This window comes from Teichococcus aerofrigidensis (assembly GCF_054073225.1).
This window is the reverse complement of sequence record NZ_JBSXMU010000292.1, coordinates 1-550: the sequence shown is the minus strand read 5'-3', so window position 1 is coordinate 550 and position 550 is coordinate 1. Positions and strand designations below refer to the sequence as shown.

Genomic DNA, 550 nt, shown 5'->3' with positions numbered 1-550 from the left:
GCGGCGCAGCGGCTGCATGTGCTGGAGCGGCAGCGCCGTATCCGGCCGCTGCTGGCGCGGCACGCCGAGAGCCTGGCCTGGCTGGCCGCGCATCCGGAGGCGCCGCTGCTGCCCGAGGATCTGTCGGCCCGGCTCGCCGCCGCGCGGGACGCGGCACGGCGGGCCGAGGCGGCGCTGCACCTCGCCGAGACGCAGCAGCGCGAGGTGCTGGCGGAGCTGGAAGGGCTCTCGCCGGACCAGGTGGTGCTGGAACAGGCCGCCGCCATCGAGGCGTTGCAGGCCGGTTCCGGCGTCGCCGCCCGCGCCCGCTGCGACCTGCCGGGGCTGGAGCACCAGCTGGCGGAGTGCCGCGCCGCGCTGCTCGCCGAGTGTCGCGCCCTTGGACTGCCCGAGGCGACGGCCGAGGCCGCCACGCCGCTGCCCGCCCTGTCCCTGCTGGCCGAGGCCCGGCGCCTGGCCGAGCTGCACGGCACGCTGACCGAGGCGCTGGCCCGCGCGGCGGCGCTGACCGCCATCCGCGAGGCGGCACTGCGGGAGGAGGCGGCCGTGG

The 550-nt window shown here is 79.3% G+C and carries 1 protein-coding gene; it reads left to right on the top strand.

Translation table 11 applies throughout. The features are described from left to right. On the top strand, nt 1-550 hold a 550-nt coding region (locus ACVMLK_RS21300), incomplete at both ends, for a hypothetical protein (protein ID WP_457487578.1).